General features: G+C 66.3%; 24 protein-coding genes, 1 tRNA gene and 1 pseudogene. 14 read left to right on the top strand and 12 right to left on the bottom strand.

Annotation, left to right across the window (positions count from 1 at the left end; all coding sequences use genetic code 11):
• Positions 1–145: 145 nt before the first annotated feature.
• From ACFVIV_RS35150 to ACFVIV_RS35135, 4 genes are all read left to right on the top strand, one after another.
• Complete coding sequence (locus ACFVIV_RS35150) at positions 146–901, top strand: amino acid ABC transporter substrate-binding protein (protein ID WP_379203980.1); 756 nt, start codon at positions 146–148, stop codon at positions 899–901.
• A gap of 20 nt (positions 902–921) precedes the next feature.
• Positions 922–1,590, top strand: coding sequence for an amino acid ABC transporter permease (locus tag ACFVIV_RS35145; protein WP_379203978.1), 669 nt, complete (start codon positions 922–924; stop codon positions 1,588–1,590).
• A gap of 89 nt (positions 1,591–1,679) precedes the next feature.
• Positions 1,680–3,101 (top strand): pyruvate kinase, encoded by a 1,422-nt coding sequence (pyk, locus tag ACFVIV_RS35140; RefSeq protein WP_379203976.1) that lies wholly within the window; start codon positions 1,680–1,682, stop codon positions 3,099–3,101.
• Positions 3,102–4,013, top strand: a complete 912-nt coding sequence (locus tag ACFVIV_RS35135; protein WP_379203974.1) for an acyl-CoA thioesterase — start codon at positions 3,102–3,104, stop codon at positions 4,011–4,013.
• A gap of 80 nt (positions 4,014–4,093) precedes the next feature.
• Here ACFVIV_RS35135 and ACFVIV_RS35130 read toward each other — a convergent pair whose 3' ends face one another.
• The 4 genes from ACFVIV_RS35130 to ACFVIV_RS35115 all read right to left on the bottom strand — a co-directional run bounded on the left by ACFVIV_RS35130 (position 4,094) and on the right by ACFVIV_RS35115 (position 6,475).
• Positions 4,094–4,456 (bottom strand): hypothetical protein, encoded by a 363-nt coding sequence (locus ACFVIV_RS35130; protein WP_379203972.1) that lies wholly within the window; start codon positions 4,454–4,456, stop codon positions 4,094–4,096.
• A 203-nt stretch (positions 4,457–4,659) separates the two neighbouring features.
• The gene (locus ACFVIV_RS35125) at positions 4,660–5,424 is read right to left on the bottom strand and encodes a low molecular weight phosphatase family protein (protein WP_379203970.1); all 765 of its coding nucleotides are present in this window, start codon (positions 5,422–5,424) and stop codon (positions 4,660–4,662) included.
• A gap of 51 nt (positions 5,425–5,475) precedes the next feature.
• Positions 5,476–6,138 (bottom strand): monooxygenase family protein, encoded by a 663-nt coding sequence (locus ACFVIV_RS35120; protein WP_379203968.1) that lies wholly within the window; start codon positions 6,136–6,138, stop codon positions 5,476–5,478.
• Between the two features lie 148 nt (positions 6,139–6,286).
• Complete coding sequence (locus tag ACFVIV_RS35115) at positions 6,287–6,475, bottom strand: hypothetical protein (protein WP_379203966.1); 189 nt, start codon at positions 6,473–6,475, stop codon at positions 6,287–6,289.
• A gap of 126 nt (positions 6,476–6,601) precedes the next feature.
• Between ACFVIV_RS35115 and ACFVIV_RS35110 the strand changes: the two genes are divergently transcribed.
• Positions 6,602–7,363, top strand: coding sequence for a ferritin-like domain-containing protein (locus ACFVIV_RS35110; protein ID WP_379203964.1), 762 nt, complete (start codon positions 6,602–6,604; stop codon positions 7,361–7,363).
• Between the two features lie 8 nt (positions 7,364–7,371).
• On the opposite strand, the gene ACFVIV_RS35105 is transcribed toward ACFVIV_RS35110, so the two are convergent.
• Positions 7,372–8,001, bottom strand: coding sequence for a LysE family translocator (locus tag ACFVIV_RS35105; protein WP_379203962.1), 630 nt, complete (start codon positions 7,999–8,001; stop codon positions 7,372–7,374).
• A gap of 40 nt (positions 8,002–8,041) precedes the next feature.
• On the opposite strand from ACFVIV_RS35105, the gene ACFVIV_RS35100 reads away from it, so the two are divergent.
• A complete protein-coding gene (locus tag ACFVIV_RS35100; protein ID WP_379203960.1) occupies positions 8,042–8,365 on the top strand; it encodes a hypothetical protein in 324 nt (107 codons plus the stop codon).
• A 23-nt stretch (positions 8,366–8,388) separates the two neighbouring features.
• Here ACFVIV_RS35100 and ACFVIV_RS35095 read toward each other — a convergent pair whose 3' ends face one another.
• Genes ACFVIV_RS35095 through ACFVIV_RS35070 form a run of 6 tightly spaced genes read right to left on the bottom strand, consistent with a single transcriptional unit; the run spans position 8,389 to position 14,678 of the window.
• Positions 8,389–9,246: an ABC transporter ATP-binding protein gene (locus ACFVIV_RS35095; protein WP_379203958.1), complete on the bottom strand. Its 858-nt coding sequence runs from the start codon at positions 9,244–9,246 to the stop codon at positions 8,389–8,391.
• Positions 9,243–10,043 carry an ABC transporter ATP-binding protein gene (locus ACFVIV_RS35090; protein WP_379203956.1) on the bottom strand — a complete coding sequence of 267 codons (801 nt, stop codon included), beginning with the start codon at positions 10,041–10,043 and terminating at the stop codon, positions 9,243–9,245. Before ACFVIV_RS35090 ends, ACFVIV_RS35095 begins: the two co-directional genes overlap by 4 nt.
• 4 nt (positions 10,044–10,047) lie before the next feature.
• Complete coding sequence (locus ACFVIV_RS35085) at positions 10,048–10,905, bottom strand: ABC transporter permease (protein ID WP_379203954.1); 858 nt, start codon at positions 10,903–10,905, stop codon at positions 10,048–10,050.
• Positions 10,902–11,852 (bottom strand): ABC transporter permease, encoded by a 951-nt coding sequence (locus ACFVIV_RS35080; RefSeq protein ID WP_379203952.1) that lies wholly within the window; start codon positions 11,850–11,852, stop codon positions 10,902–10,904. Before ACFVIV_RS35080 ends, ACFVIV_RS35085 begins: the two co-directional genes overlap by 4 nt.
• Positions 11,853–11,855: 3 nt before the next feature.
• The gene (locus ACFVIV_RS35075; RefSeq protein ID WP_379203950.1) at positions 11,856–13,481 is read right to left on the bottom strand and encodes an ABC transporter substrate-binding protein; all 1,626 of its coding nucleotides are present in this window, start codon (positions 13,479–13,481) and stop codon (positions 11,856–11,858) included.
• Between the two features lie 9 nt (positions 13,482–13,490).
• Positions 13,491–14,678: a C45 family autoproteolytic acyltransferase/hydolase gene (locus ACFVIV_RS35070; RefSeq protein ID WP_379203948.1), complete on the bottom strand. Its 1,188-nt coding sequence runs from the start codon at positions 14,676–14,678 to the stop codon at positions 13,491–13,493.
• A 92-nt stretch (positions 14,679–14,770) separates the two neighbouring features.
• On the opposite strand from ACFVIV_RS35070, the gene ACFVIV_RS35065 reads away from it, so the two are divergent.
• From ACFVIV_RS35065 to ACFVIV_RS35040, 6 genes and pseudogenes are all read left to right on the top strand, one after another.
• A complete protein-coding gene (locus ACFVIV_RS35065; RefSeq protein ID WP_379203946.1) occupies positions 14,771–15,673 on the top strand; it encodes a MurR/RpiR family transcriptional regulator in 903 nt (300 codons plus the stop codon).
• 322 nt (positions 15,674–15,995) lie between these two features.
• Complete coding sequence (locus tag ACFVIV_RS35060; RefSeq protein WP_379203945.1) at positions 15,996–16,319, top strand: hypothetical protein; 324 nt, start codon at positions 15,996–15,998, stop codon at positions 16,317–16,319.
• A 295-nt stretch (positions 16,320–16,614) separates the two neighbouring features.
• Positions 16,615–16,770 carry a hypothetical protein gene (locus ACFVIV_RS35055; RefSeq protein WP_379203943.1) on the top strand — a complete coding sequence of 52 codons (156 nt, stop codon included), beginning with the start codon at positions 16,615–16,617 and terminating at the stop codon, positions 16,768–16,770.
• A gap of 152 nt (positions 16,771–16,922) precedes the next feature.
• The gene (locus tag ACFVIV_RS35050; RefSeq protein WP_379203941.1) at positions 16,923–17,123 is read left to right on the top strand and encodes a helix-turn-helix domain-containing protein; all 201 of its coding nucleotides are present in this window, start codon (positions 16,923–16,925) and stop codon (positions 17,121–17,123) included.
• Complete coding sequence (locus tag ACFVIV_RS35045; protein WP_379203939.1) at positions 17,123–17,749, top strand: hypothetical protein; 627 nt, start codon at positions 17,123–17,125, stop codon at positions 17,747–17,749. Before ACFVIV_RS35050 ends, ACFVIV_RS35045 begins: the two co-directional genes overlap by 1 nt.
• A gap of 343 nt (positions 17,750–18,092) precedes the next feature.
• A pseudogene (locus ACFVIV_RS35040) lies at positions 18,093–18,185 on the top strand (site-specific integrase); the annotation flags it as partial.
• Between the two features lie 182 nt (positions 18,186–18,367).
• Here the strand turns inward: ACFVIV_RS35040 and ACFVIV_RS35035 are convergent.
• A tRNA-Leu gene (locus tag ACFVIV_RS35035) sits at positions 18,368–18,454 on the bottom strand.
• A gap of 209 nt (positions 18,455–18,663) precedes the next feature.
• On the opposite strand from ACFVIV_RS35035, the gene ACFVIV_RS35030 reads away from it, so the two are divergent.
• The gene (locus ACFVIV_RS35030) at positions 18,664–19,287 is read left to right on the top strand and encodes an ANTAR domain-containing response regulator (RefSeq protein WP_379203937.1); all 624 of its coding nucleotides are present in this window, start codon (positions 18,664–18,666) and stop codon (positions 19,285–19,287) included.
• Positions 19,288–19,554: 267 nt separating this feature from the next.
• On the top strand, positions 19,555–20,760 hold the full coding sequence (locus ACFVIV_RS35025; protein WP_379203999.1) for a branched-chain amino acid ABC transporter substrate-binding protein: 1,206 nt from the start codon (positions 19,555–19,557) through the stop codon (positions 20,758–20,760).
• Positions 20,761–20,773: the final 13 nt, after the last annotated feature.

Genomic DNA, 20,773 nt, shown 5'->3' with positions numbered 1-20,773 from the left:
GCTATCATCACCGACGGTATTCACACAAGGTTTGCAGGCAACAAGATCGTTGTTATGCGGTCCGGTCGGTTTCCGGCGTACCCTTTGTCGGTTGTTTGTGTGTCGCGCGGGTGTGCGCCCGTGCTCGAGGGAGAGGTATCCGCCCGTGCGTCGTAAGCTGTTCGCCGCCGTGCTCGCCGTCGTCGCCGCTGCCGGGCTCACCGCCTGCGGCAATGGCAATGACGACCCCAATGTGCTGAAGGTGGGCACCGAGGGCACCTACTCCCCGTTCTCCTACGAGCAGAACGGCTCGCTCACCGGCTACGACGTCGACGTCATCAAGGCGATCGGCGAGAAGCTCGGCAAGAAGGTCGAGTTCGTGCAGACCCCCTGGGACGCCATCTTCGCGGGCCTGGAGGCCAAGCGCTTCGATCTGGTCGCCAATCAGGTGACGGTGAATCCGGAACGCTCGCAGAAGTACTCGCTGTCGCAGCCGTACACGGTCTCCGAAGGCGTCATCATCACCAAGGCCGACACCAACGGCATCAACGACCTCGCCGACCTGAGCGGCAAGACCTGCGCCCAGTCGACCACCAGCAACTGGTCCAAGGTCGCCGGCTCCGCGGGCTGCAATGTCGAGGGCGTGCCCGGTTTCGTGGAGGCCATCACCCTGCTGAAGCAGGGCCGCGTCGAGGCCACCGTCAACGACAGCCTGGCCTTCGCGGAGTACACCAAGACCAAGAACGACTCCTCGGTCAAGGTCGCCGGCAAGACCGGTGAGACCAGCCAGCAGGCCTTCGCCGCCCGCAAGGACGATCAGGACCTGATCAACCAGGTCGACACCGCCCTGGCCGAACTGCGCGCCGACGGCACCCTGGCGAAGATCTCCGAGAAGTACTTCGGCACCGACGTCAGCAAGTAAGCCGGGCGCGACATCTGACAATGGATGCCTCTACCTGGGCTCTCATCCGGCAGAACCTGTGGCCCATGTTGGAGGCCACCGTCACCAAGACGCTGCCGCTGACCGCGATCAGCTTCGTGATCGGCCTGGCCATAGCGCTGTTCGTGGCGCTGGCCCGCATGTCGAAGATGTGGCCGCTGTCCGCGGCGGCCCGCTTCTACATCTCGATCATTCGCGGTACGCCGCTGCTGGTGCAGCTGTTCATCATCTTCTACGGCCTGCCGCAGCTGGGGATCTCCTTCGATCCCTTCCCGGCCGCCATCATCGCCTTCAGCCTCAATGTCGGCGGGTATGCCGCGGAAGTCGTTCGCGCCTCGATCCTTTCGGTGGCGCACGGCCAGTGGGAGGCCTCCTATGCGGTCGGCATGACCTATTCGCAGACCATGCGAATGATCATCCTGCCGCAGGCTTCCCGCATTGCCGTGCCGCCGTTGTCGAACACTCTGATCTCCTTGGTGAAGGACACCTCGCTGGCCTCCACCATCCTGGTGACCGAGTTGTTGCGTACCGCCCAGAATGCGGCCGCGCCGACCTTCGAGTTCTTCACCCTCTACGGTGTCGCGGCTATCTACTACTGGGTAATTTGCCTGATCTTGAGCTTCGGGCAGACTCGATTGGAGACCAGGCTCGCCCGGCACGTAGCGCGTTGACCAGGGATTAGCTGACGACGAAACATATATCTTGCAAACAGACCGTGCCCGGTCAGCGGGACGAATCCGGCAGGTCTAGGGTTGAGCATGTGATGCGACGAACGAAGATTGTGTGCACCCTCGGGCCGGCAGTGTCCTCCGAGGACCGTATTCGTGAACTCGTCGAGAGCGGTATGGATGTGGCGCGGCTGAATTTCAGCCATGGCGAGCACTCCGACCACGCCGAGAACTACAAGAAGGTGCGTCAGGCCAGTGACAATTCTGGCCGCGCCGTCGGCATTCTCGCCGACCTGCAGGGACCGAAGATCCGCCTCGGACGATTCAAAGAGGGCAAGACGGTATGGGCGACCGGTGAGGAAATCCGGATCACCGTCGACGATGTGGAGGGCACGCACGACCGCGTCTCGACCACCTACAAGGAACTCGCCAAGGACGCCAAGGCCGGTGACCGGCTGCTCGTCGACGACGGCAAGGTCGGCCTGATCGTCGAGAGCGTCGACGGCAACGACGTGATCTGCAAGGTGACCGAGGGCGGCCCCGTCTCCAACAACAAGGGCGTCTCGCTGCCCGGTATGGACGTCTCGGTTCCGGCCTTGTCCGAGAAGGACATCGAGGATCTCGAGTTCGCCCTGAAGCTCGGCGTGGACTTCATCGCGCTGTCCTTCGTGCGCTCGCCCTCGGATGTGGAACTGGTGCACGACATCATGGATCGCGTCGGGCGCCGGGTGCCGGTGGTCGGCAAGCTGGAGAAGCCGGAGGCCATCGACAATCTGGAGGCCATCGTGCTGGCCTTCGACGCCATCATGGTGGCGCGCGGCGACCTCGGCGTGGAGCTGCCCCTGGAGCAGGTGCCGCTGGTGCAGAAGCGGGCCATCCAGATGGCGCGCGAGAACGCCAAGCCGGTCATCGTGGCCACCCAGATGCTGGAATCCATGATCACCAACTCCCGCCCGACCCGCGCCGAGGCCTCCGACGTGGCCAACGCCGTGCTCGACGGCGCGGACGCGGTCATGCTCTCCGGTGAGACCTCCGTCGGCGACTACCCGATCGAGGCCGTGCGCACCATGGCCCGCATCGTGCACGCGGTGGAGTCGGAGTCCTCCACCCGCGTGCCGCCGCTGACCCACGTGCCGCGGACCAAGCGCGGCGTCATCTCCTACGCCGCCCGCGACATCGGCGAGCGGCTGAACGCCAAAGCGCTTGTCGCCTTTACGCAGTCGGGTGACACGGTGCGCCGCCTGGCCCGCCTGCACACCCCGCTGCCGCTGCTGGCCTTCACTCCCAATCCGGCGATTCGTTCGCAGTTGGCCTTGACGTGGGGCACCGAGACGTTCATCGTTCCTCCGGTGGCATCCACGGACGAGATGATCCATCAGGTCGACAATTCGCTGCTGTCCATCGGGCGGTACAAGAAGGGCGATCTGGTCGTTATCGTGGCGGGCTCCCCGCCGGGTACCGTCGGCTCCACCAACCTGATCCACGTGCACCGTATCGGCGAGGAGGACCACTAGGTGAGTGCATCGCTGGGCGAGACCGTCGCCGACCCCGAAGGGCCGGGCCTATCCGATGATCTGCGGGTGCTGCTGAGCATCCTGGATCTGGAGGAGAACGGGCCCGACATCTTCCTCGGACAGCATCCGGAGAAGGTGTGGAGCAGAACCTTCGGCGGTCAGCTGGTCTCCCAGGCGATCATCGCCGCCGGGCGGACCGTCGGACCGGAACGCCCGGTGCACGCCGTCAACGCGCATTTCGTGCGCGGCGGCGACCCCAAGCAGCCGATCGAGTACCACGTGGATCGGCATCGGGACGGGCGGGCCTTCGCCAACCGGACCGTCACCGCCTACCAGGACGGGCAGGAGCTGTTCGTCATGCTGGCGGCCTTCCAGGATTACGGCAAGGGGCTCGAGCACAGCGCTCCGCAGCCGCAGGTGCCGGATCCGGAAGGGCTGCCGCGCGTGGAGGAGTCGTTCGTCGGGCTCGAGGACAAGCTCGAGATGTTCGTGAACGCACCGCATCCGATCGATATGCGGTACACGAACGATCCGGCGTGGATCCTCAAGGGGACGGGCGAGACGCTCAACCACAATCGGGTGTGGATGCGCACCGACGGCGCGTTGCCCGATGATCCGCTGATTCATGTTGCGGCGCTGGCGTATTCGTCGGACACCACGGTGCTGGATTCGATCATCACCACGCACGGGCTGTCCTGGGGGCTGGACCGCATCATCGCGGCGACGGTGAACCACTCCATCTGGTTCCACCGGCCGTTCCGGTTCGACGACTGGGCGCTGTACGCGACCGAGTCGCCGGTGGCCTCGGGATCGCGCGGGCTGGCGCGCGGGCACTTCTACTCGCGCGGCGGGGATCTGCTGGCGACGACGGTGCAGGAAGGCGTGATCCGGCACTTCCCGGCGCGTCGCTGAGCCGAGGACCATCGTCCGGGCCGTACCCCTCGGGGTGCGGCCCGATGTGTTTCCGGGCCGATCCGCTACAGCACTGCCGCTCAGATCAGTTCGCGGTTCTCTTCGAGGTCGAAGTTCTCGCGCTGCAGAGCGTGCACGATGTAGGGGATGGGCTCGTCGGCGGAGAGCTCCAGTACGAGGCGCTGTTCGAGTTTCGCGATACCGGCTTTGGTGAGTTGGCGGGCTTCGCCCACCAGGCTGAGGGCGATTTCATAGGTGCGGCGTTCGCCCGGATCGGCCGCGGGATGATCCAGGCGCCACTGTGTTTCGAGCACGGTGTGGGTCGGATCGTCGCATTCGACGGGGAGGGTGAAGCGCCAGGCGAAGATATCGCGATCGGCCACGTGTTCGTCGACTACGCGGCATACCGTCTCGGTGACGCGGTCGAGGATCTGCGGTGTCACGTAAACATGGAGTGAAACATCCGAAATTCGCTTCGGCATGTCTGAGTCCTGTTCCTGTGTCGAACCACCGGCGGTGGTGTTCCGCGGGGAGTGTAATCCTTTATCGGACCAACTGGGCAGACAGGTGCATTGACACGCTGGATGCCGGCTCGACCTACACCCGTATTGGTCGCGGACTCTTGAGTGTCAATACCAGCGTGAGCTTACCCTGTCGAGATCTCTCTGCGCTTGGCTGATTTCGCTTCCGGGTGGAAGGGTTCCGGTGCAGGTCGGGGGGATTTCGCGCCCTGTTCGGCGGATTCCGGTCCCGATTTGGTGGATTCGGGGCTCGGCTTGGATTCTGCGCCCGATTTGGACTCGGAACGGCCGCCGGCGAGGACCAGCAGGGTGGGGCGGGCGGCACCGGCATCATCGGCGGCGGTGCGGGGGTGGATGGTGGCCTGCGGATGCTCGTGCGCGTGCATGGCCAGCAGGAGCGGCACCACGGCGTCGGCGATGGCATCGCCGACCTCGCAATAGGCTTGGGCGGACAGGCCGACCGGATCGGAGATGTTCTCGCGGCCGACGTAGGCGAGATCGTCGCGCGCGGCGTGCAGTCCGACCACCGAGCGGGCGCCGCTGACCTTCGCGATCCGATACGCCTCCAGCAGTGTGAATGTCCGCGGCAGCGCCTCGGGCACGAGTTCGCGCACCTGGTCGCGGATCTTCTCGGTCATGGTGAGCACCAGGTCGGCGCGGTGCACCATATCGGCTTTCAGCCGGCGCGCCTTGAAGCCGTTCGGATCGCCGCCCAGGCCGGTAATTGTTTGCGCGGCAAGCGGTTCCACCGGGAATCCCACGAGGGCCCGCACGCCGGCGCTTTCCGCCGATAGCTCCTGCAGTCCGTGTTCAGCGGCGACCGCGAGCGTGAGGCGCTCGGCTATGACAGATCGGCAAACGTTCCCGCTGCACACGTAGAGCACATGCATGGGCACAACCTAGGCGTGCGAATGCCGCTCGAGAATATCTTGGACGGCGTATCACAGTTTTCCACCGGGAAGTTCATCCGGTGGCAGGTTTACGGATGCCTGGTGTTCGCCGGCGTTCACCGATTCGGCGGGCGCGGAGGTCGTCAACGCCCCTGGAATATGAGCATGAGTGTTTGCTGCCGGTAAATCAATAGCGGCACGCTGTTGATTGTCGCGAGAGTTGTAGTACTCGGATTCTCCGACCACAGAAGGAATCTCGGGTTTCGCGCCGCGGACCCGGCCGCGGGTGGAGAACAACCGGCCGCGCGCGGGCACGGTCGGCGCGAACCGCGCCAGCCCGGCGGGCGACATGTCGTCGTACACCGAATCGATCCCGCCGCGTGCGAAATACGCCTCGTGCCAGAACCCGGTGCCGCCGGAATCCCGCAGGAACTGCTGCCACCAGATGCGGTGCGGTTCCGACCGCGTCCAGCGCTCCAGGCTCTCCAGATCCCGCCAGTACTGCCGGGCGCCCCAGTGCGGCGGGAACATCGACCACACCACGTCCTCGTGCGCCAGCAGGCCGTCGGGGCGGTCCCGATGCGACCGGTAGAGCTTGGGCCCCACGCCGAGCAGCCGCAGCATGCCGCGGGGCTTGCGCACCCGCATGCCGAGCAGGATCACGACCAGATCCGGATAGTCGGACAGGTCCGCTGTCACCCTGTTCACCCGCATGGGCGACCTCCACGTGTCGAGCCTCTCGGGAGAATTACGGTTTCCGCGCCCCGCCGGTTCGAAGCGCCCCACCCCGCGCGGCCCGGGACCGGCCGCACCTGCTCGCGAGGCACGAGCAGATCGGCCGTCGTGCGCGAATCCCGCGGGACTACAGCACTTCCTTGTCGCCGTGCACGCCGCCGCGGCACCACATGCCGCCTTCCTGATCGGTTTCGACCGTGCCGCCGCCGTCCACGCAATCGAAGGTATTGCACGTCGTATCGGTAGTAAGCGACGTCGGAATCATCGCCTCGCTGCCGAAAACTCGGGCGACAGCTGCCCGCAGTGATTCGAACATGTCGTCACCTCCCTTTTCCAGGCCCCTCACTACACAGAATCTCCACAAACGGCCCGACTAATCCGCACACCCGCTTCCTAGGCTTTGAGATCGACCCCGATCACGGGGCTGAACGGGAGGAATGCCGTGGGGCGTACCAGTGATTTCACGCGATGGACGATGGAATTCGAGGCGAAGGCCGCGGCGCGCGCGGCGGCCGGCGATCCGGAATGGGGGAGGGGAGCCGGGCTCGATCCGGTCGTCGCGCGCAGCGTGCAGCGATTCCAGGTCGGGGAAAGCGGGGACGGGGCCAATCTCCTCCGCAAGGCCGAACGGGCCGGTGATCCCGAATACGCGGCGGCCGCCCGATTGTTCGTCGCGGAGGAAATCAATCATGCGCGGCTGCTGGCGAACCTGCTGAATTCCGCGGGGCACGAGACGATTTCATCGCATTGGACCGATGCGGTCTTCGTCCGTCTGCGCCGCGCGCTGGGCTTGCGCCTGGAACTGATGGTCCTCTCGGTCGCCGAGGTGGTGGCGCTGCGCTACTACCGTGCGCTGCGCGACGGCACGTCCGATTCGCTGACCACCCAGGTGGCGGCCCTGATTCTCGACGACGAGCGCCGTCATGTCCCCTTCCACTGCCTGCGCCTGCGGGCGGCCTTCGCGCCGACGCCGCGGCCGCTGCGGGTGCTCATGCTGGCGGGCTGGTGGGTCGTCATGCTGGGTGCGGCCGTGGTGGTGGCCGCCGATCACGGTCCGGCGCTGCGCCGATTGCGGGTCACCAGAACGGCTTTCGTGCGCGATGTGCTCGCGCTCTTCAAAGGTGTGGCGGCCGCGGCGATCAGCGCCGGGGGTGATCCCACGCGTGGAGCGCTCGCGGGCGAGCTACCCGCCGCGGCGCGATGATGGGCGTGTCACGGGTTCGAAGCGGCCGCCAGTTTCAGCCCGAATCCGACCAGCACCGTGCCGGTGAGACTGTCCAGGGCGCGCCGCACACCAGCGCGGCTCAGCCAGGTCCGGGCCCAGCCGGCGGCGCAGATGATCACGGTGAACCACAGCATGCCCTCGATGTTGTGCACCAGTGCCATGGCAATGCCCATGAGCACGTGATTGCCCTCCGCGGGCAGGAACTGCGGCAGCATGGCCATGTAGAAGACGCCGACCTTCGGATTGAGCAGGTTGGTCCCCACCCCGCGCGCCCACGCACCCAGCAGGCGGTGCCCCGCATCCTCCGCGGACACGACCGCGGCGTCGGTCCGCCGCAGGGCCTCGCGAACCATGCCGATACCCATCCACACCAGGTAGATCGCGCCCGCGATCCGCAGCGCGGTATAGGCCGCCTGCGAGGTCGTCAGCAGCGCCGAGACTCCGGCCGCGGCGGCAACACCCCACACCAGGGTGCCGCAGCCGATTCCGGTCGCGGTCGCGAACGCGTACCCGCGCCCCCGGCTCACGGCCGCCCGCAACACCAGGGCGGTGTCCAGGCCCGGGACGATCGTCAGCAAACCGGCGACCACGGCGAACGACAGCAGCGCATCGAGCATCACCGCAGTGTATTCACCCGAACCTGATTGCGACACACCGATGATTCACCATCACCGCGTCACCGGCACGATCACCATGGCTGCCGCCGTGGCCGCCGCCGCTTGCCTGTTCGGCGGCGTCACCGATGCCCCGCCGCCACCCGGCATCGGCAACTGCGTCCGCACCGCCGCCGACGGCATCGCCGTGGTCGACTGCCGCGCCATCACCGCCCTCTACCGCGTCACCGCCCGCGCCGAAGGCTACGGGATCGATTCCGCCTGCCAGGGCGTGCCGGGCACTGTCTGGGAGTATTCCGACGCGTCACCCGGCCCGGGCGCCGACACCATCCTCTGCCTCGCCCGGAATCCCTTGGTCCACATCTGAATTCGTCTCGCGCCTCGGTACTGTCAGCCGGCGGGCTGCAAGGTTTCGGTGAACTCCCGGCGTTTGGTGATCACCTCGGTCGGATCCCAGCCCGCGCACGGCGCCGAGGCGACGAGCATCCGGGTGTAGGGATGCTGCGGCGAGTGCAGGACCGCCGCGGTATACCCGGATTCGACGATCGCGCCCTGATAGAGCACGAGCGCCCGGTCGGTGACCTCCTGGACGACCGCCAGATCATGGCTGACGAACAGCAGGCCGACCGCCGAATCGGCGCGAATATCATTGAGCAGGGCCAGGATCTGGGCCTGCACGGAGACGTCGAGCGCGGAGACCGCCTCGTCGAGGACCAGGATGCCGGGTGTGACGGCCAGGGCGCGGGCAATGGCGACGCGCTGGCGTTGGCCGCCACTCAACTGGTGCGGCTTGAAATCCGCGTGCTTGGCCTCCAACCGGACCTGATCGAGCAGTTCGCGCACCCGGCGGCGGATCTCGGTGCGCGAGCCGTGGCCGTGCAGCGCCATGGCGTGGTGCAGGCATTGGCCGACCGTGAGGCGGCGATCCAGGGAGCCGTAGGGGTCCTGGAACACCATCTGCACGGCGCGGGCGCGGCGCAGCCGGGCGGCCCGGCCGCGCGCCCGGGCCAGGCGGTCGTCGCCGTGCACGGTGAGGACGCCGCGGTCGGGGCGCTCGAGTCCGGCGACAATGCGGGCGATGGTCGACTTGCCCGAACCGGATTCGCCGACCAGGCCCACCGATTCGCCCGGATCGATATGGAAGGAGACATTGTCGACGGCGGTGACCGGCGGTTGTGAGCGGCCGGCCGCGAAGGTGCGGTGCAGATTCTCGGCCACCAGGGTGGGCGCGGCGGAATCCAGTGTCATCGGATCGCTTCCTTCACACGGGTCAGGGTCGGCACGGCACTCAGCAGGCTTCGGGTGTACGGATCCTGCGCGCCGTCGAAAAGATCTCCGCCACTGAGCTCTTCGACAATGCGGCCGCGGTGCATGACGTACACGCGGTCGCAGTAGGCGGCGGCCAGATGCAGATCATGGGTGATGAACAGGATGCCGAGATCGCGCTCGGCCCGCAGCGTGCGCAGCAGCGCCAGCACCTCGGCCTGGGTGGTCGCGTCGAGGGCGCTGGTGGCCTCGTCGGCGAACAGCAGTTTCGGTCGCGTGGTCAGGCAGGCGGCGATGACCACGCGTTGCAGCATGCCGCCGGACAACTCGTGCGGGTACTGCCGCATGCGCTGTTCGGGGCGGCTGATGCCGACGACCGTGAGCAGTTCCAGCCCCAGGGCGCGCGCCTCGCGCTGGGAGACTCCGTGGACGTGGACCAGCCGCTCGGTGAGCGAATCGCCGATCCGCCGCACCGGATTGAGCGCCGCCCGCGGATCCTGCTGGATGAAACCCACGTCGTGGGAACGGATTCGGCGCAGTCGCCGGGGGTCGACGGCCGCGACGTCGGTATCGCAGATCCGCACCGACCCGGTGAGCTCGGCGGTGTCGTCGAGCAGGCGCAGTGCGGCACGGGCGGTGCTGGACTTGCCGGAACCGGATTCGCCGACCAGCCCGATGGTCTCGCCGCGCTCGACGTAGAGGTTCACGCCGTCGAGGATGCGGGTGCTCGCGCCCCGGGATCGGTAGTCGAGGGTGAGTCCGGAAATATCGAGAAGCATTGCCCTACCTCCGCGCGGCGAGTGTGTCGGCGACCCGGACGCCGACGATATTGACGGCGACGACCACCGCGGCGATCGCGAGCCCCGGGACGGCGGTGGGCAGGAATCGGCCCTGAATGATGGCGTCCTGACCCTCCTGCACCATCAGGCCCCATTCGGAACTCGGCGGCTGCGCACCGAAACCCAGGAAGCTGAGCGTGGCCAGGCCCATGAGCCCTTCACCGAAGAGCACCACGAGATAGCCGAGCAGGGCCGGCGCCATATTCGGCACGATGTAGCGCACGCACAGCGCGGCCGCTCCCACGCCCTGCACCCGATAGGCGTCCACATAGGGCCGGGCCATTTCCGAAAGCGCCACGCTGCGCGTGAATTTGGCGATCACCGGCGTATAGGCCAGGCCGAGCGCGATCACGGCGGTGGCCGGGCCTTTGCCGAACACGGCCACCACCAGGACCACGAACAGCAGTCCGGGGAAGGCGAACATGACATCGGTAATCCGGGCGAGCAGGGCGTCGAGCCAGCCGCCGGTCCAGGCCGCGACGGTGCCGATCGTGACACCGAGCGCGGTGGCGACCAGCAGTAGCAGCACCGGGCCGAGCAAGGTGGCGCGTGCGCCGAACATCAAGCGGGACAGCAGGTCCCGGCCCAGCTGATCGGTGCCGAGCAGATGCTCCGGACTCGGTCCGGCCCAGATGGCGGAGAAGTCGATGGCCTCCGGACGGTGCGGCGCGAGCCACGGCGCGAGCACTGCGGCGACGACCACGAGCGCCAGGAATCCCACGGCCACCGTGTACATCGAGCCGACGCGTTTCGCCGTCGCCGCGGGGGCGACCGGCAGGGCGGGTGCGAGAGTGGTGCTCATGACGTCTTCACCTTGGTGTTGATGCGTGGATCGAACAGCGGCAGCAGCAGATCGACGAGCAGCGTGACGATCATGTAGGCCACCACCATGTACAGCAGCACGGCCTGGACGACGGCGAAGTCGTGCGCATTGATGGCGTCGACGAGCAGCGCGCCGACACCGCTGATACCGAAGACGCTTTCGACGGCGACGGTTCCGGCGAGCATGCTGGCCATGATGAGCGAGATCATGGTGACGATCGGTCCCCAGGCATTGCGCAGCACATGGCGGATGATCACCTTGCGCTCGGCGAGCCCGAAACCGCGTGCGAATTCGACGTGTTCGGCATCGAACTGCTCGACCATGGACTGCCGGGTGACCCGCGAGACGATGGCCACCGCACCGAGTGAGAGCGCTACGGCGGGCAGGGTCAGGTGGTGGACGCGGTCGAAGAAGCCCTCGCCCGCACCCGCGACCGGGAACCAGCCCAGCCGGACCGCGAACTGTGAAACGAGGAGAATGCCGATCACGAACGAGGGCACCGAGGCCGCGAGGGTCGTGGTCGCGACGATGACCGAATCCGCGGTCCGGCGCCGGCGCACCGCCGCCAGCACGCCGAGCAGAATGCCGAAACCGGTGAAAAGCAGTGCGGCATAACCGACCAGCGAGAGCGTATTGGGCAGGCGGCTCGCCATGAGGTCGGCCACCGGCTGGCGATACTGCGCCGAGGTGCCCAGATCGCCGGTGAACACATTGCTCGCCCAATGCCAATACTGGCTCAGCAGTGGCTCGTTCAGGTGGTACTGCGCCTCGATGGCGGCAATGCGCTCGGGGGTGGCCTCTTCCGGATTGCCGATCAGGAAGGTGGCCGGATCGCCGGGTGCGGCGTACATGGCGGCGAAGATGAGGAACGAACTCACCACGAGGGTGAGGACCATGCCGCCGCAGCGGCGCAGTGCTCGTAACATTCGTTACCTCTTCTCGGTGCTGCCCAGGGCGACCGCCCAGGGGTAGTACAGGTAGGCCGCCGACGAGGGCGCGCCGGTGACGGCGTCGGACATGGCGAGCGTGGCCGGGCTCTGCACCACCGGGATCCACAGGGCGGCCTGCACCCAGCGCGCCTGCAGGTCGTTGACGAGGGCGGCGCGCGCCTTGTCGTCGACGGTCCGTTGCGCGAGTTTGACTTTCGCGTCGTAGGCGGGATCGCTGAAGCCGATGAAGTTGACCCGGGCGGTGGAGGCGCCGTTCTTGTAGAAGCCGATGGGGTCGTTCTTGGAGATGTAGTACTCGTCGATCCAGAAGTCGGCCTGTTCGCGCAGCGTCTTGTCGGTGTAGAAGTCGCCGTACTGCTGCGGCGGCACGATGTGGATCTCGGCGCGCAGGCCGATCTGCTCGGCGGCGTCGACGAGGGCGCTGGCGATCACATTGCGGGTGGAGGTGCCGTCGCCGGCGATCACCAAGGGCGGCAGGGTATCCCGGATGTCCGCGATCAGCGCGCGGGCGGCGGCGAGATCGGCCTCGGAGGGTTCCGCCGGGGCGCCGGTGAGTGTGTCGTAGGCGGCCTGGAAGACCTCGCGCTGATAACCCCAGGCTCCCGAGCCGAGAGGGGTTTTCCAGGGTTGCGCGAGTCCGCCGAAGGCGGCCTTGGTGATTCCCGCGCGATTGAGGGACAGGGAAAGCGCTTGGCGGACGCGTTCGTCGCGTGCCGGGCCGCGGCCGGTGGTGAGCAGGGACCAGGCATTGGTCGCGGGTCCCTGTGCGAGAGTGACATTGTCGGCGCGGCGCAGGGCCACCGCGGCGGCCGGTTCGCCCAGAAAGGCGCCGTCCGCGTCACCGCTCATCAGCGAGTTCACCACCGCCGATTGGTCGGCCCAGGTGAACACGATGCGTTCGACCTTCGCGACCCGGTTTGCATCCCAATAGTTCTCGGCCTTGACAAGGGTGACGCTGGTGCCGGGCTTCCAGTCGGCCAGGCGGTACGGTCCGGAGCAGGCATCCGGGCTCGACGGCGTTCCGAACGAATCGCCTTGTTCCTGCACCACTCTGGGATTCCAGACCACGCCGCCATTGCCCGCCATGGCCTGCAGGAACGTCGCATCCGGCTGTTTCATGGTGACGGTGATCTGCGCGTCGCCGGTCTTCTCGATGCCCGCCACATTGGTGTACTCATCGGATTCGTCGGCCTCGTCGCGGGCGTGCCGGCGCATGCTCCACAGCACATCGTCGGCGGTGATCGGCGAGCCGTCGTGGAAGCGGGCCTCGCGGCGCAGGGTGAACACGAGATGGGTGTCATCGACCCAGTCGGCCCGCGCGGCCAAGCGGGGCGCGGTGGTGAGATCCGGCTGCACCTCCATGAGGCGCTCGCAGACATTGGCCAGCACGGTGTTCTCCTGTGCGCCGCTGTCGATATCGGTGTCGAAGGTGGTGGGCTCGCCGGGCAGCATCCAGGTCACCGAATCGAGCGGGCCGGACGGGGGAGCGGTCAGCGTGCCGAAGGCGATCTCACCGGCGCCCAGCGGCGGGGCGGAGCAGCCGCACACCGCGAGGGCCACGGCGGCGGCGCCCAGCACCGCGCGGAGGGAAAAGCGGTCGTTCATGGGGATACCTCATCCGGCCGCGGCGGCGGTCATATCCGCGAAGCGGGAACCGGGGCCGTCGAAGACGTTCCACGGCAACTTCTCGTATTCGTGCGTGCACGGCGTGCCATTGGTCAGGTAGTACTCGCCCGCGGTCAGATCCACGCAGCTCGACAGCAGCGTCGACCAGTGCCGGACGGCGGGGCGGCGCTCGTCCGGATGGGTGCACAGGGATTCGGGATAGCCGAGATGATCGGACATGGCGGCCCGGATCCGGTCGCGCACGGCCGGGCCGTTGGTGGCATACCGGACCCGCCCCAGCGTGCGCCGCGCCTGCGGCACCCGGATGAGCGAATCCACCGAGATCGGGCGATAGCTGCCGGCCAGTTGCGGCGGGACGGTGCCCTGATAGTGGTTGCCGTGCACCAGAAGTCCGTCCTCGGGGTACAGCCAGCCGATGCCGTGCGGGGTGATCTCGAGGTCGATGGAGAATCCGGAACGATCGGTGAGCAGCACATTGCCGGCAATGTGCGCCGGCGTGCGGGCCAGCATGTTCAACGCGTCCGGCAACTCGCTCTGATTCAGCGCCAGGCGCCGGATGAAGGTCTGCGGCACGCCGATCGCGGCATCGAAGCGCCCGCCCAGCCCATTGGCATTGAGCGCGATCCCCGCCGAGTTCGCACCGTGGCGGCCGATCTGTCCCGCCTCCACCTGCATGATCAGCGTGGGCAGCGGATCCTGCACGACGCGCAGCGCAATCACGGTGTCCTGCACCGCCGTTCGCCAATCCCAGTTCTGCCCCGCATAGACGTGACCGTCACCGGCCGCGCCATCGGTGAGCGAGAACGAGGTGCAGCCATCGGCGTTGTCCCGCTCGTCGTCCTCATCGATCTCCGGTATTCGGGCCCCGAGGCTGCGGTCATAGATGATCTCCCCGCGCGCATTGAGCGCCATCAGATCCAGCTCATCCCGGCCCGCCCCCGCAGCGACGCCGCGCAGTTCGGCCATGACCTCCGGCGCCACCCGCTCGCACAGCGGCACCCACCCGGCCGCCAGTTCCCTGACCTCGCCCCACTTCAGGCCGGTCTGCTCGCGAAATGCCTCCTCGTAGTAGGCGATTGCCTGCTCGATGAGGTCGGCGGTAGCCGCCCCGTACTGATACCCGCGCTCATGTGGTGAGCCGGAGACCTCGACGGTGCGAATGGATAGCTGATTCATGACCGGTTTCAATCCCTCGGTAATCCGACATCCGCCCGGTCGCGGCAGTGGCGCGCAGGCGAGTCGCTGTGAGTGGAAGTACAATCTGTGGAATGGATGATACAGATCACGGTGGTTTGGTAACAGACGTTACGGAAAATTCCGGTCTGACCGACCTGCGAGCCCGCGTCCGCAACGCCTGGGACGCCTTGTCGAAGGCGGAACGCTCAGTGTCCGACCTGCTCGCCCACTCCACCGCCGAGCGCATCCTCTACGCCAGCGCCGCCGAACTCGGCGCCGAAAGCGCCACCAGCAACGCCACCGTCGTCCGCACCCTCCAAAAACTCGGCTACACCGGCCTCTCCGACCTCAAACAACAAGTGGCAGGCCCCTTCACCGCCGCCACCGCCCCCGAAGTCCGCCTCCGCCAACGCATAGACCACCTCGGCAGCAACTACGACGCCATCAGCTCCACCGTCTGGACCGAGGCCCTCGACCGCATCGAACTGGCCCGCACCAACCTCCGCCCCGAGTCCGTCTCAGCCGTCGTCGACCTCATCCTCCGCACCCGCCGCATCCACACCTACGGCTTAGGCGCCTCCGCCATCTCCGCCGACCACCTGTCCCTCCGCCTCACCCGCATAGGCCACCCCGCCCGCCGCATCACCGCCGACGGCTTCCGCCTCCCCGACGACCTCCTCTCGGTGGCCCCCGCCGACCTCATCGTCCTCTTCGCCCCCGGCCGCATGACCCCCGAACTCGACCTCATCCTCACCCGCGCCCGAGACGTAGACGCCAAGGTCGTCCTCCTCAGCGACGACCCGGCCGACCCCCTCACCAACCGAGTAACCGTCCACCTAACGGCCGCCCACACCCCCACCGGCCTCACCGCCGAAGCCCTCACCTCTCTTCTGGTGAGCGACATAATCGTCCAAGCCGTCATAGCCGTGGACCCCGACCGCGCAGTCGAAGCCTCACACACCCTCACCACCCTCCGCTCCCGCCTCGGCTACTGATCCGACCACCCCTGTCGCTCAAAGCCTTTCCGGAAAATGCGAAACCCCTCGAGAGAATTCTCGGGGGGTTTCGAAGAGTGCCGAGTGTGGGACTCGAACCCACACGTCCTTTCGGACAACGGTTTTTGAGCTGGTGTCTCTCGGCGTTTGCCGGGATCGGCTGTCGTTGGTGACCGAGGGTGCCATCGTCTGACTAGCGGTTTCGACCATTGGCGACATTTGCGGCGAAGGGTGGTGTGTGCTGCTCCTGCGGACCGGTTGCGGACCTCTCTTGCAGGGGTGGATCCGTCGTCTCTACGATCCTGGGTTAGGAGGGGGTTCCGTGTTGGCCTACAGCGACTTTCTAGACAGTCAAGCATTCGGTGTCGGGCTCACTGTTGGACTTGCCGTGGCCTTCGCGTGTGGATTCGCTTCGTTGTTCATCGCGGGCAGGAAGCACCGCAGCACTCTCGCCTTCTTCATCATTGGGTTTTTGTTGGGTCCGCTGGGCATGCTCGTCGCCGTGCTGGTCGCACCCGGTGAGTCTGCCTCGGAAGGCATGCGGGCAGTTATCTGTAGGCGCTGCAATGCTCGCCAAAACATTGAGATTTCGGAGACGCAGTACGAATGCTGGCAGTGCAAGCTGTCCAACTCGGTTGGGTCGTAACCCGTCGCCTATCCGCGCCTACCTACTCCTCCTGGAGCGAGACAATCGGGTCATGAGGAAGAGGGGACAACCGACCGAAAGGTGATCCCACCTCGGAAATGTGGGGGCACTCGATTCGGTTCGGCGAGATCAGCTGGCACCCTCACCTGATCGTGGCTGGGACTCGGACGGGGATGAGTGAGCCGGGGAGGCTTCCATTCCGTTGTCTGGTCTCTCTGTCTGCCCTTCTCCTCGCAGAACTCGTTGGCGTAAAGGCGATTCAGACGCCATTGCGGCGCGCGCAAGCGCGCCGCTCTTGAAGCTGTGGACCGGCAAGACGCTCAAGGATCATGCGGTCGAGCGTCGCGATTTCGTTAAGCAGTTCCTCGAAGGCGCGGGCATGACCCCGGACGAGGCCGACGGCTGGGATCCGGACCAGGTGACGGTGACCGTGGCCGAGCCGGGTGACTAGATGCGCCCGCCCCAGGCTCATCTGATCATGACGCTACTCACCCAGGTGCAGCGAAGACGCGCTCAGTACCTCCAGGCCCTGATGGCGGCGGGACCACCAGGGGCACAACAGCATTCAGCGACGGCAGAAGCGGCATAGGAAGGAATCGGGAGATGGCGAACGAGGAATACCTGAGAGCTAAGCAACTCGAAGAGCTGACCGGGATCCCGGAGAACACCTGGCGCTGGTGGGCCCACGTTGGGCGCGGCCCGGTGAGCTTCAAGATGGGCCGCCGGAGGGTGTGGCGGAGATCGGTGGTGCTGGCCTGGATCGCTGAGCAGGAACGTCTGACCACGAGCGGGGAGGCGGCCTGATGGGGACGGCACGGCGCGGCCCGAGATCTGGGGTGGAGGACCGCTGGTACAAGATGGTCTGGGAGAAGGATCCGGCGACCGGCCAGAAGAAGCGCACGCGAGCGAAGTCCAAGAAGTTCGGGAAGAGCAACCGGTGGCGGGCCCGCTACGTCGATCCGAACGGCGTCGAACGGGCCAAGATTGCGGCTCAGAAGTTCCTCGATGGCGACGTGACGACCAAGGTGGTCACCGGATCCTGGGTGGATCCGGATCACAGTGGCGTGCTCCTCTGCGTGGTCGCGGAGAAGTGGTTCGACACGAAGAAGCTGCGGAAGCCGAAGACGGTGGCCGGATACCGCTCCCTGCTGGATAGCCTGGTGCTGCCGCGCTGGGGCTCGGTACCGCTGCGGGATATCGAATTCGAGGACATCCAGCAATGGGTGGTGAATCTGTCTGAATCCGGCGGGTACCGATTCGAAGGTAAGGGCCTGTCGGCGTCGCGGGTGACTCAGGCGTATCAGGTACTCGGCCAGGTGCTGAAGTTCGCGATCAAATCCAAGCGGCTCGCGCTGAATCCCGCTGAAGAAGTCGAACTGCCGTCCGTCATCGGCGCGGAGCGGAAGTACCTGACGCACACCTTGAGGTGATGAAGCTGGCCACGGCTGCCGGCCGATTCCGCCCGCTGGTGCTCACCCTGGCATACACCGGGATTCGTTTCGGGTAGGCCATCGCGCTCCGGGCCTCTGCGGTGAATCTCGATACCCGGCGGATCATCGTGTCCCGCTCGGCGACGCATGTCACGGGCAAGGGGTATGTGGAGACCGATACGAAGAATCGAACGATTCGGGCGGTCCCGGTGCCTGCCATTCTGGCGAAGGAGCTTGTGGGGCTGCTGGACGGCCTCGAATCGGAGGCGCTGGTGTTCGCCAGCAACAAAGACGGGTACCTCACTTCACTTCGACCGAGTTCCGTTGGGTCTTCGACCAGGCCGTGGCGGAGGTTGGATTGAAAGGTGTTGTGCCGCACGGTCTTCGGCATACCGCTGCCCCGCTGGCCATCAGTGCGGGGGCGAACATCAAGGTCGTGCAACAGATGTTGGGGCGCAAGACGGCCATGCTGACCCTGGACCTGTATGGGCACCTTTTCCCCGATGGCCTGGACACCGTGGCGGCGGGGATGGACGCGGGCGCGCAGGCTGCCGCGGACCAATTGCGGACCGCATGGGAAAAGGGCCGCTCCGGTGTTTCCGAAACAGCCCTCTACCTTGGTGCCGAGTGTGGGACTCGAACCCACACGTCCTTTCGGACAACGGTTTTTGAGACCGTCGCGTCTGCCAGTTCCGCCAACCCGGCGCACCAGGGGATGACTATAGCGGGTTGCGGGCTCGGGGAACTAATCGGTGGGGTGGGGTTGTGATACTGGTCGGTTTGCGCTGGGTAGATGGGTTGTGTGGAGGGGCAAACGGTACTCTTTGGGTACTCGGGTACGTGCCGATCCGTCGAGGGTGGCTTCGGACCGGTGTGCGTCGGGTGTTGATATCGGAAGCGACAGGGGTTCATCTATGGGAACGACAGCAGGGGGCGGTTCGAAGAGGGATGCTGCGGCGTCCGCCCCCAAGCGGGTGGTGGTCGCCGAAGACGAGGCACTCATCCGGATGGATCTCGTCGAGATGCTCTCCGAAGAGGGGTACCTGGTGGTGGGTGAGGCGGGCGACGGGCAGCAGGCCGTGGACCTCGCCGAGGAGCTGCGTCCGGATCTGGTGATCATGGACGTGAAGATGCCGCGCCGCGACGGAATCGACGCCGCCGCGGAGATCGCGTCGAAACGCGTTGCGCCGGTGGTCATCCTGACCGCCTTCAGCCAGCGCGACCTGGTCGAGCGGGCGCGCGACGCCGGCGCCATGGCCTACCTGGTGAAACCGTTCACGAAATCGGATCTGGTGCCCGCCATCGAATTGGCCGCCAGCCGCTTCCATGAGATCACCGCGCTGGAAGGCGAAGTCGCGAATCTGTCGGATCGCCTGGAAACCCGCAAGCTGGTGGAGCGTGCCAAGGGTGTGCTGATGCAGACTCAGGGGCTATCCGAGCCGCAGGCTTTCAAATGGATCCAGCGCACCGCCATGGACCGTCGCACCACGATGAAGGCGGTCGCCGAGGTTGTCCTGGAGAACCTCGCACCGAAGTAACTCATTCGCTCGCTATTGCCTCTCGTGTTGCCCCTATTTTGCTGAGCCAGTTAACACGGATGTAACACGAGAGGCACATTAGTTTGTTGCGATGTCACATGGATGATCCGAATGTGATGCGCAGCTAACGTGGCGGGGCTATGTTCTGACCGGGCCGATAGATGAGGCGGCCGCCCCGGCGCACGCCGGGGAGCACAGAACATAGAGGTGAATCTCGTGCTTGGTTCTATGACGCGTGGTTCCGCGTCGACCCTGCGGCGTGGCCGTATGGTGCGGAATGCGGTGATTCTGGGAGCGGCAGCCGCTCTCTCACTGGCAGGCTGCAGCGACAAGTCGGCCGATAACGGCAATGGCGGCAACGGCGGCGGCGCCGGGCTGACCATCCAGCCCGTGGTCCAGGTGGACACGGACGGCAAGGAAGTAGCGGCGGGCGATTCGTCGTCGGCGGCCAAGGCGGCCGGCGACGGCAAGGCGAAGTGCGCCCCGGCCTCCATCGCCATGGCCGGCCCGCTCACGGGCCCGAACGCCAACCTCGGCCTCAATATCGTCCGCGGCGTGAAGCTCGCCATCGACGAGTTCAACAAGGCCAATGCCGACTGCAAGATCACCCTCAAGGAATTCGACACCGAGGGCAATCCGCAGAAGGCCACCCAGGTCATCCCGACGATCATCAACGACCCGTCGATCGTCGGCCTGATCGGCCCGACCTTCTCCGGTGAGACCAAGGCGACCGGCCAGGTGCTCAGCGATGCGGGCCTGCTCGCGCTCACCCCGTCGGCCACCAACCCGGATCTGACCTCCAATGGCTGGAAGACCTTCTTCCGCGGCCTCGGCCACGACGCGGTGCAGGGCCCGGCGGTGGCCAAGTACCTGGCCGCCAGCGGCAAGTACAAGAAGATCTGCGTCGTCAAGGACAACACCGAGTACGGCACCGGTCTGGCCGCGAACCTGACCCAGACCCTCGGCGCTGTCGCCGATCCCAGCTGTGCCGCGGACGTCAAGGAAGGCGACAAGGACTTCTCGGCGGTCGTGTCCAAGCTGAACTCCGCCAAGCCGGACGCCATCTACTATGCGGGCTACTACGCCGAGGCGGCCCCGCTGGTGCAGCAGCTGCGTTCGGGCGGCGTGACCGCGGAGTTCATCTCCGCTGACGGCACCAAGGACGTCGAGTTCGTCAAGCAGGCCGGTGACGCGTCCAAGGATGCCCTGCTGTCCTGCCCGTGTGGCCCGGCTCCGGATTCCTTCGCCCAGGCCTACAAGGCGTCGAGCGGTTTCGAGGCCGGCACCTACTCGGTCGAGGGCTACGACCTCACCACCATCGTGCTGAAGGCCATCGCCTCCGGGAAGACCTCGCGTGCCGACGTCGTCGAGTACGTGCGTACCTACTCGGGCGAGGGCCTGGCCCGCCACTACCAGTGGGGACCCACCGGTGAGCTGGCCAAGGCTCTGATCTGGATGTACCAGGTCAAGTAACCACCTTCTATTC

It is taken from the genome of Nocardia sp. NPDC127526 (assembly GCF_042672265.1).
Taxonomy (GTDB): Bacteria; Actinomycetota; Actinomycetes; order Mycobacteriales; family Mycobacteriaceae; genus Nocardia.
This window is presented reverse-complemented; position numbering and strand designations above follow the sequence as displayed.